This is a genomic window from Microbacterium sp. (assembly GCF_043427715.1).
In the GTDB taxonomy this organism is placed as follows: domain Bacteria; phylum Actinomycetota; class Actinomycetes; order Actinomycetales; family Microbacteriaceae; genus Microbacterium.
The window spans coordinates 1-8,793 of the sequence record NZ_JBHWTD010000028.1; the positions used below are offsets into that span (position 1 = coordinate 1).

The window sequence follows — 8,793 nt, forward strand, 5'->3', positions numbered from 1 at the left end:
TAAGTTCGTGGGCGCCGACGGGCGGCGCGACGCGCCGGGGCGACGCGGCGGCCGCGGTGAGCGCAGCGGCCCACTCCGCGGCATCCTGCGACGAGTCCAGCACCCAGCCGCGCTCGCCGACGACCTCGGCCACGGCGCGGCATCCGCTCCAGTAGAGCACCGGCACGCCGCACGCGATCGACTCGAGCGCCGGCAGGCCGAAGCCCTCGTCGGTCGAGGGCATGACCGTCGACGCCGCTCCGCGGTAGAGCGCCGCGAGCCGGTCGTCGTCGATGCCGTGGATCCACTCCACGCGGTCGCCGACGCCGGCCGCCGCGGCGCGCGCGGCGGCGATGGGCTCCTTGCTCTGCGGGATCACGGCGCGCAGCCGGATGCCGGGAGCCTGCGCCAGCGCGCGCAGCACCACGTCGAGGTTCTTGTGCGCGCGGACGTTGCCGACGAACACGACGTACGGGGCGGCGGCGCGGTCGGCGGGGCCGTCAGGGTGGAATGCGGCCGAGCATCCGTTTCCCGCGTTCACGATGCGCACGGTGTCGTCGCGCAGCCACGCGCGGATGTCGCGCGCCGACGTCTCGGAGACCGTCAGCACGACGCCCGCCTTGCGGACGGCGTGCCGGACGGGTCCGGCGTAGTAGGCGGCGAACTTCGCGCGGCCGGGCCACGGCATCCGGAGCTGGATGAGGTCGTGGATGGTCAGCACCTGCCGTGGGGCGCGGACGAGCGCGCCGTATCCCGGCGAGTAGACGACGGCGTCGCGGCCCAGATCGGGCAACCGCCGGAACGCGTCGAGCGGGCGGTGCGGGCTGCCGTCGAGGCCGAGCGGCTGCCACTCGGGGCGCATCCGGCTGAGGACTTCGCGCGCGTAGCGGCCGATGCCGTGCGCGCCGCGGTAGCGATCGTCGACGTAGAGGCGGGTCATCGGGGGGGCGTCCGGGGCGCGGCGGTGTTCTGGCGTTCGAAGCCGGTGAGGTTCCACTCGACAGAGGAAACGGACTCCGCGAGCTGGTCTTCCTCGGCGAGACATTGGCGATCCGCCTCAAGGGTGGTGTCGTCGTTCGGCCACCGCGCGGCATCCGAGCTCCCTCCCAGCCATCGATGTTCTTGCACGCGCTCGCAGCACGCATGTCCACGCTGTCGCTGTGGCGCGACCGAGTGAGTCATCGGATTGCGGGAGGCGGGGATCTCGCTCCCGACATCGGCTTCGCAGCGGGCATCAGGACCGGAGAACCAGACGCAGCCCGCGATGAACTCATCATCAGCCTCCGCGGCACCCGCCCGCACCCTGGCGTGGACTGGGTCGACGGTATCCGCGCCACGGCGGAACGGGCCGGGCTCAGGATCCGCACGGTCGTTCAGGTGCGTGAGGACGAAGACCGTGCGCGCACGCTGGCGGAGGAGCTCGGCGGCACCTACTCGCCATGGGGCGGCACTGATCCGCTCGCACACGAAGACTCGCTGCGTGACCAATACGACCGCGCACGGATCGTCGTGAGTGACCGTCTCCACGTCCTGATTCTTGCCTCGCTCAGCGGTGCGGTGCCGGTCGAGCTTGTCCCGCATCCGACGGCGAAGATCACCGAAGCATTCGACACGATCGGCTACTCGCGTCTCTCGCTCGACACGGCGGACAGTAGAGACATCGCAGCCTTCATGACCGCTCAACTCGCGCGCGCCAGCGAACTCCGCGAACGCATCGCCGCGGCTGATCGAACACTGGCAACGCTCGAGGCAACTGTTCGCGCGCGCATCGTGGCGGCTCGCGCGAGCGCGATCCGGGGCGCCCGCCCATGACCGCCCCCCGCGTCCTGTTCCTCTCGCACAGTCACACTTTCGGGCCGTTCCGCGTCGGCAGCCACCACTACGCGAGGGAGTGGTCGAGGCTCGGAGCGCAGGTGGTGCATCTGTCCACTCCGATCTCGCTGCTGCACCGGCTGACCCGTCGCATGCCATCGGCCGCCGTCCGGGCGACTCCGCGTCGCCCGCAAGTCGACGAGGACGGTGTCACGCACATGGTGCCGCGGACCGTCCTTCCCCGCCCACTCGGCGGGTTCCGCGTCCACCGGGAGCTCGAACGCGCCGGCATCGCACCGACATTCGACGCCGTCCTCATCGACCAGCCGCTCCTGTGGGACGACAGCGTGCGGGATCTCTCCGATCGACTCGTCTACCGACCCACCGACCTCTACCCCGCTGGCGTGAAGCGTCGGTTGCAGGCGGGGATCATCGCCCGCGCCGACGCCGTCGTCGCCACCTCAGGTCGCGTCCTCCACGACCTCGGCCCGCTCGACGTCCCGTCGCTCGTCATCGAGAACGGGGTCGATCTCGCGCACTTCGCAGGCAGTGGCGAGGATGCCGACGGTCGCCCCGCGATCTGCGTCTACGTCGGCGCGCTCGACACGCGGTTCGACTGGGCTCGCGTCATCGCCTGGGCCGGATCGCACTCCGGCATCCGCTTCGTCGTCGCCGGACCGTCAGCGCACACGCCTGCACGTCTGCCCGACAACGTGGACGTCCTGGGAGCCCTGCCGTACGCGAAAGTGCCCGACCTGCTCCACAGGGCGCGGGTGGGCCTGCTGCCGCTGTCTGACGACCCATCGAACGCCGGACGCAGCCCGATGAAGCTCCACGAGTACCTCGCCGCCGGCCTCACCGTCGTCGCACGGGAGACCCCGGGCATCCGCGACGATCGGGAGGCCGGCGTCTTCACCTACTCGTCTGATGCCGCCGCGGACGCAGCGTTGACAGACGCGCTCACGCACGCGTCGCCCAACAACGCGGGGCGCCGTATGGCCGAGCGGCATGGGTGGACCGAGAAGACGCGCGAGCTGGCTGGTTTCATCGGCGGTCTCTGACCTCAGGCAGCCGCCCGCGCGAGGACCGCGGACACCGTCGCCGCCGTGCGGGCCCAGTCGTACCGCCCCACCGGCGGGTCGACTCTCGTTGCCGCAGCGATGGCCTCGCCGAGGATAGAGCTCCACTCCCGCGGATCGTGCGCGTCGTCCACCGCCCAGCCGCGTCCCTCGACGATCTCGGCCACTGCCTCGCACTCCCGCCAATGGATCACCGGTGTCCCGCATGAGATCGACTCAAGCGCCGGCAGCCCGAAGCCCTCGAGCGTCGACGGCATCACCGTCGCGGCCGCGCCGCGATACAGCGCAGCCAAGCCCTCGTCATCGACCCCGGACCACACTTCGACGTGTCCCGACACGTCGAACGCCTCGGCCATCCGAGCGACCGCGGAGGCCTCTGACTCGGGCACGACGGCACGCAGACGGATGCCGCGAGCGCTGGCCATCGCCCGGAAGACCACTTCCAGGTTCTTGTGTCTGCGCGTATTGCCGACGAACAGCAGATACGGGTGATCGGCTACCGCCGACGGGCCCGCCGCGACGAATGCAGCGGAACAGCCGTTGCCCGCGTTCACGACTTCGATCCTGTCATCCCCGACCCATGACCGGATCGCGCGCGCGGACGTCTCGGACACCGTGAGGACCACGCCCGCGCGCCGCACCGCACGCCGCACCGGCCCGCCGTAGTAGGCGAGGAACTTCGCGCGCGCCGGCCACGGCGTTTGAAGGTGAATCAAGTCGTGAACGGTCAGGATCTGTCTCCGAGCTCGGAGGAGCGCGCCATACCCGGGTGAGTACACAACCGAATCGGAGGCAGCCTCCGGCAGGCGCCGGAAGGCGTCGGCCGGGGCATGGGGGCTGCCGTCGAGCCCGAGCGGCCGCCATGGCACCTCAAGCCGCGAGAGGACCTCGTGCGCATACCGCCCGATCCCGTGCGGGCCGCCGTACCGCTCATCGACGAGTACCCCGCTCACGACGAGACCGCCGCACCTGTGTGCTTCGCGACCCAGCCGGCGGCACGACGCTCGAACACCGGACGATCGAAGTCGTACGCTCGACGGACGCACGCTGCGGGATCCGCACCGACGGCGCGCTCCACCGCGGCGGCGAGCTCGCGAGGCTGCCAGTCGTGCACCAGCGCGCCCGTGACGCCGTCGACGACGCTCTCGGCGACGCCGCCGATCGCGTTGCCCACCACCGGCGTCCCGGCCGCCATCGCCTCGACGGGCATGATGCCGAAGTCCTCCACTGCAGGAAAGACGAGTGCAAGCGCACGCCGGTACAGCATCGACAGAATCCGCGACGACGGGTCGCGCACGAAGACGACAGGGTGCGATTGCTCGGCAGCGAGCGCTCGCAACCGCTGCTCGTCCGGCCCGCCCCCCGCCAGGACCACGGGGAGTCCCGCGGCCTGACCCGCTCGCAGCACCAGGTCCAGTCGCTTGTACGGCACGAAGCGCGATACCCCCAGCAGGAACTCCGAGGGCAGCCCGCGCAGTACCGACTCGTCATCCGGCGTCGGATCATCGGGAGCGTCCGCGAAACGGGACACCTCGATGGGTGGGTGGATGACCGTTGCCTCCCGCCCCCAGACGTGGGCGATCCGGTCGGCCACGAAACCACTGTTCGCTGCGATCGCCACGGGCTCGGCGGCACGCGCTCGGTCCAGCGGCTTCAGCACCGATGAGACGGCACGCGCAGCGAGGCCACTGCCGCGCCCGTCGAGCTCGGGCGTCCACACGTACCGCGCCGGCGTATGCGCATAGACGAGCTTGGGCGCCCGCCCGGCGGCACCGCCGAACCGTGCGTGATGTGCGAAGAGATGGCTACTGCAGAGCACCCAGTCCGCATCGCGGGCCGGGAGCGTGCGCCACGCGGCCGGCATCAGCGGGAGCGCGGCAGCCTTGCGACCCCGCAGCGGAGATCGCCCGAGCCACGTCTCCGAAACGCCGTCGAACCGCCCGCGGCTCTCGTTCCAGAGGCACCAACGCTCGGCATCCGCGAACATCGACCCGAGCACCTCGAAGACGTTCTCAGAGCCACCGCGAGGCGACAGCCATTCGTGAACGAGAATCCCTGCCATCAGGTCGCGCCGCGTCTCGTCACGGCACCCACGCTATCGGCTGTCGCATTTCACCGGCCGAGGTCGAGTCCGCAGATGTGCTCACCGGGTGACGCCGGCCCGCGCCGCGCCACTTCGAACGAAGACCGGCTCGGACGTGACGGGGATTCGCACGACTCCGTTCTTGGGCTTCATTGTCCGCTTCGAGCCGTCGAACCCGACAAGGACAACCGACTTCGATGTTTTGATCTGCGCGGTCTTCGATCCCGACGGCGTCCACATCACCCGCACAAGGTTGCTCGATGTGCCGAACGACTTGGTCACAACGCCCGTGCCGAGGTACTCCGTCGCGCGGTACGGTCGACCCCCCAGCTGCGTGATCATCAAGGCCTGCGCGAAGGCCGCCTTCTTCGGTGCCACTGCAGCGCCCGCGCTCTTCGCGGGATGCGCGTAGAGCCCGAAGTTCCCCTCCTGGTCACCGGCGTTCGGCGTGTCGTTGATGAGGTCGTACCACAGGAATTTGCGCATACCAGTCGCAAATCCGGATGCCGCTGCCGCGACGAGGACCGATGCCTGCTCCGCCTGCGTCCGATTTCCGGTGCGCGCCGAAGTGCCGAGTTCGGTGACCCATACCGGGCGGGTCGCACCGCCTGCGGCCTTCATGTCTCGGCGAGCATCGCGGACGATACCGCCCAACTCGTGCGGTTTGCCGGTGATCTCGTACGGGTGGAAGCTCACCGCGTTCGCATGACGAAGACCGCCCTTTCGCCACAGTTCACGGAACCAGCTGGAAGGGTATCGAGCTGTGGCCCCGGCGACGATCGGCAGCGACGGCTTCACCTTCGAGACCTCCGAGTCGACGGTCTTCAGCAGCGGCAGATAGCACGACGCGCTCGTACACCCGGATTTGTTCTTCGGCGGATGGTTGAACTCGTTGAACACCTCGATCCCCGACAGCGTGAACCGCTTCGCCACCGCAGCGTTGTACTTCCCATACGCACGTACGGCCGCGGACGATCGGGGAGCTGACGCGTTCGCCGCCCCGTACAGCGCGTTCCCTCGACCGGTGACGCCGAGGATCTTCAGGCCCTGCAGCCGGGCTTCGGTGAAGGGCTCTTCGTAATCGCTGAAGTCGTAGACGCCCTTTTTCTTCTCGACACGCTCCCAGAAGATGTCGTTACGGACTTCCGAGAGTCCGAGCGCTCGCGCGTACCGCGCGGCGTCGTCGTAGATGTCCGCTTCCACGTGCAGCCCGACACCGAACCTCGCGTCCTGCGTGATCCACGCGTTCGGACTGTCGACGATCGCGATCTGCGTGGTGGTCAGTTTTCGATCACTCCCGCGCACCTTGAAGGTGTAATGCCCCTGCGGGATGCCGCTCAGCGTCAGTCGCTGGAGCGGCGCTGAGCGAGTGATGACACCCGACTTCAACCGCTTCCCGCTGCGGGAGATCTCATAACTGATGCGCCCCGCTGGCATGGCGATCGCCATCGCGGCAGTCGGCGTCGTCATCACAAGAGAGGTGTTCGCGATGCGGCGCTTCATCGTCACCCGCTCGAACGACCCGTTGGGGACGACGTTCTGGGCGTTCTCACTCCCCGCCCGATACAACCGCACCGTATCGATCGAAAGCCCCCTTACTGCCTTCGAGATGCGGACCGCAAGCGTCGTTGACGTGGTGTTCGCATCGGTCGTGACGCGCCCGGTCACCCGCGTCCAGCGGGCCGTGAGCTTCGGAAGCGTCACTGGCGTCGAACCGATCGCGAACCACGCTGAAACAGACTTCGGGGTCTTTGACATCACCCGCACATACGCCTCGAAGGTGTACGTCGTCGACGGTGCGACCGGCACCTCAACCGAAGCCGCCGTGCGCTTCGACGGTATGTACGGGGCGTCGATACCCAATGCGACATGTCCGGACTCCACCTGCCCCACCTCGGGCGCTACCTCGGCGACGGAGTCGGCATCAGCAAGCACCCAGCCCCTGATGTCACCTTCGGCTCTCGCGGTGCGCGGCAAGGTGATCGAGGAGGATGAGGTAGCGCTGGCCACAACCGCCTTGTGCTGTGGCGTCGTCGCCGCAGCAGGCTCCGGCGAAGGAGCGACGAGCATCGCCGTGGCGATACCAGCGACGGCGAGCGTGGCGGCGATCACGCGGCTTGACGGGTGTCGGAAGTGACGAGATGACGACATCGCAGCTGCCGGTCCTTTTCGCTCAGGCCGGGCCGACAATCGCACCCCACCGATTCGTACACGGATGGCCCGCTCCGTCACGACCCGCGGACAGACTAACCCAGGTTGCCGTCAGTCGTTCTCCCGCCCCGCACCGGCCTCCCCGACCACCAGATATACGTCCCCGCGAGGACGATCGCGCCGCCCGCGATGACCGCCCACCAGGGGAATCGAGGGATGTCGGCGGATGCCAGTCCGCGATGCGCGGTCAGGACCGAGTGGGTGTGTATCGACCGGAGGCATAGGTGGTGATCCCGCTCGGCGCGGTGGTGTTCAGGCCGATTTCGAAACCCTCGGTCCACACCTCACGGGCCGCCTCGGGGACTCCTGCAGCGAGGATGCTGATCCGGCCGGCCGCCGGGGGGGGTGGATGCCGCGGCATCCACCCCCCTCCGTGTGCGACGGGATCACTCGTTTCCGATGTGCTTGTCGGCGGCGTCGCGGAACTCGTCGACCTTCGCGTCGATCGAGTCGGGAGCGACCTTCTTCACGAACTCGGCAGCCGCGTCAAGGACGCTGTCGCTGACGCCCTCAGCCTGCTCGGACTTCAGCGTGTCCTGGATCTGGTCCTTGTGCTGCTCGAGGAAATCCTTGCCCTTGTTGACCACGTCGTCGATACCCATGGGTTCCTTCTTCCGTCGGAATGGCCGGACGCTCGCCCGGCCAGGTCAGTCTAGAGCCGCTCCCCCGCGGTCACACCCTCTTGCGCACGACGACGACAAACCCCCATACACGGCGACAGGGGCCGGACCCGAAGGCCCGACCCCTGTCGATGAATCCGAAGGATTACTTCAGGATCTTCGTCACCGTGCCGGCGCCGACGGTGCGGCCACCCTCACGGATCGCGAAGCCGAGGCCCTCTTCCATGGCGATCGGCTGAATCAGCTCGACCGTCATGTCGGTGGTGTCACCGGGCATGACCATCTCGGTGCCCTCGGGCAGCGAGATGACGCCGGTGACGTCGGTGGTGCGGAAGTAGAACTGCGGGCGGTAGTTCGTGTAGAAGGGGTTGTGACGGCCACCCTCCTCCTTCGAGAGGATGTAGGCAGTGCCCTCGAAGTTGGTGTGCGGCGTAACCGAACCCGGCTTCACGACAACCTGGCCACGCTCGACGTCGTCGCGCTTGAGGCCACGGAGGAGCAGACCACAGTTCTCGCCGGCCCAGGCCTCGTCGAGCTGCTTGTGGAACATCTCGATACCCGTGACCGTGGTCTTCTGCGTCGGGCGGATGCCGACGATCTCGACCTCGGAGTTGATGGCGAGGGTGCCACGCTCGGCGCGGCCGGTGACGACCGTTCCACGACCGGTGATGGTGAAGACGTCCTCGATGGGCATGAGGAACGGCTTGTCCTTGTCACGCACCGGGTCGGGGATGTTCTCGTCCGCGGCGTCCATGAGGTCGAGGATCGACTGGACCCACTTCTCGTCGCCCTCGAGAGCCTTGAGGCCCGAGACGCGAACGACGGGGGCGTTGTCGCCGTCGAAGTCCTGCGACGAGAGCAGCTCGCGGACCTCGAGCTCAACGAGCTCCAGGTTCTCTTCGTCGTCAACAGCGTCCGACTTGTTCAGCGCTGCGAGCAGGTAGGGAACACCAACCTGCTTTGCGAGCAGAACGTGCTCACGGGTCTGAGCCATCGGGCCGTCAGTGGC

9 protein-coding genes are annotated in these 8,793 nt (G+C 68.4%); 3 read left to right on the plus strand and 6 right to left on the minus strand.

Annotated features, from left to right (window positions below; all coding sequences use genetic code 11):
- On the minus strand, positions 1-919 hold a 919-nt coding region (locus ACHFGS_RS02875), incomplete at its 3' end, for a glycosyltransferase family 4 protein (protein WP_394289117.1).
- A gap of 203 nt (positions 920-1,122) precedes the next feature.
- On the opposite strand from ACHFGS_RS02875, the gene ACHFGS_RS02880 reads away from it, so the two are divergent.
- Together ACHFGS_RS02880 and ACHFGS_RS02885 are read left to right on the plus strand one after the other, a co-directional pair.
- The gene (locus tag ACHFGS_RS02880) at positions 1,123-1,791 is read left to right on the plus strand and encodes a hypothetical protein (RefSeq protein WP_394289118.1); all 669 of its coding nucleotides are present in this window, start codon (positions 1,123-1,125) and stop codon (positions 1,789-1,791) included.
- Positions 1,788-2,852 (plus strand): glycosyltransferase, encoded by a 1,065-nt coding sequence (locus ACHFGS_RS02885; RefSeq protein WP_394278585.1) that lies wholly within the window; start codon positions 1,788-1,790, stop codon positions 2,850-2,852. Before ACHFGS_RS02880 ends, ACHFGS_RS02885 begins: the two co-directional genes overlap by 4 nt.
- 2 nt (positions 2,853-2,854) lie before the next feature.
- Here ACHFGS_RS02885 and ACHFGS_RS02890 read toward each other — a convergent pair whose 3' ends face one another.
- The 3 genes from ACHFGS_RS02890 to ACHFGS_RS02900 form a co-directional block, all read right to left on the minus strand.
- Positions 2,855-3,586 carry a glycosyltransferase gene (locus tag ACHFGS_RS02890; protein WP_394278586.1) on the minus strand — a complete coding sequence of 244 codons (732 nt, stop codon included), beginning with the start codon at positions 3,584-3,586 and terminating at the stop codon, positions 2,855-2,857.
- Positions 3,587-3,819: 233 nt separating this feature from the next.
- A complete protein-coding gene (locus ACHFGS_RS02895; RefSeq protein WP_394278587.1) occupies positions 3,820-4,932 on the minus strand; it encodes a glycosyltransferase in 1,113 nt (370 codons plus the stop codon).
- 81 nt (positions 4,933-5,013) lie between these two features.
- Positions 5,014-6,423: a hypothetical protein gene (locus ACHFGS_RS02900; RefSeq protein ID WP_394278588.1), complete on the minus strand. Its 1,410-nt coding sequence runs from the start codon at positions 6,421-6,423 to the stop codon at positions 5,014-5,016.
- On the opposite strand from ACHFGS_RS02900, the gene ACHFGS_RS02905 reads away from it, so the two are divergent.
- Entirely contained in the window at positions 6,389-7,090 is a 702-nt protein-coding gene (locus ACHFGS_RS02905) for a hypothetical protein (protein ID WP_394278589.1), read from the plus strand. The two genes, ACHFGS_RS02900 and ACHFGS_RS02905, sit on opposite strands and share 35 nt — an antisense overlap.
- 460 nt (positions 7,091-7,550) lie before the next feature.
- Here the strand turns inward: ACHFGS_RS02905 and ACHFGS_RS02910 are convergent, their stop codons facing one another.
- Both ACHFGS_RS02910 and ACHFGS_RS02915 read right to left on the minus strand, forming a co-directional pair.
- Positions 7,551-7,766, minus strand: a complete 216-nt coding sequence (locus ACHFGS_RS02910) for a hypothetical protein (protein ID WP_394289119.1) — start codon at positions 7,764-7,766, stop codon at positions 7,551-7,553.
- 163 nt (positions 7,767-7,929) lie between these two features.
- Positions 7,930-8,793 (minus strand): elongation factor Tu (locus ACHFGS_RS02915; RefSeq protein ID WP_394289120.1); only part of this gene is annotated, 864 nt, incomplete at its 5' end.

Bases quoted from the DNA above. Each gene is read 5' to 3' on its own strand.
- ACHFGS_RS02880 (WP_394289118.1), top strand. From the start codon at position 1,123: ATGTCCACGCTGTCGCTGTGGCGCGACCGAGTGAGTCATCGGATTGCG.
- ACHFGS_RS02885 (WP_394278585.1), top strand. From the start codon at position 1,788: ATGACCGCCCCCCGCGTCCTGTTCCTCTCGCACAGTCACACTTTCGGG.
- ACHFGS_RS02895 (WP_394278587.1), bottom strand. From the start codon at position 4,932: ATGGCAGGGATTCTCGTTCACGAATGGCTGTCGCCTCGCGGTGGCTCT.
- ACHFGS_RS02905 (WP_394278589.1), top strand. From the start codon at position 6,389: ATGGCGATCGCCATCGCGGCAGTCGGCGTCGTCATCACAAGAGAGGTG.
- ACHFGS_RS02900 (WP_394278588.1), bottom strand. From the start codon at position 6,423: ATGACGACGCCGACTGCCGCGATGGCGATCGCCATGCCAGCGGGGCGC.
- ACHFGS_RS02910 (WP_394289119.1), bottom strand. From the start codon at position 7,766: ATGGGTATCGACGACGTGGTCAACAAGGGCAAGGATTTCCTCGAGCAG.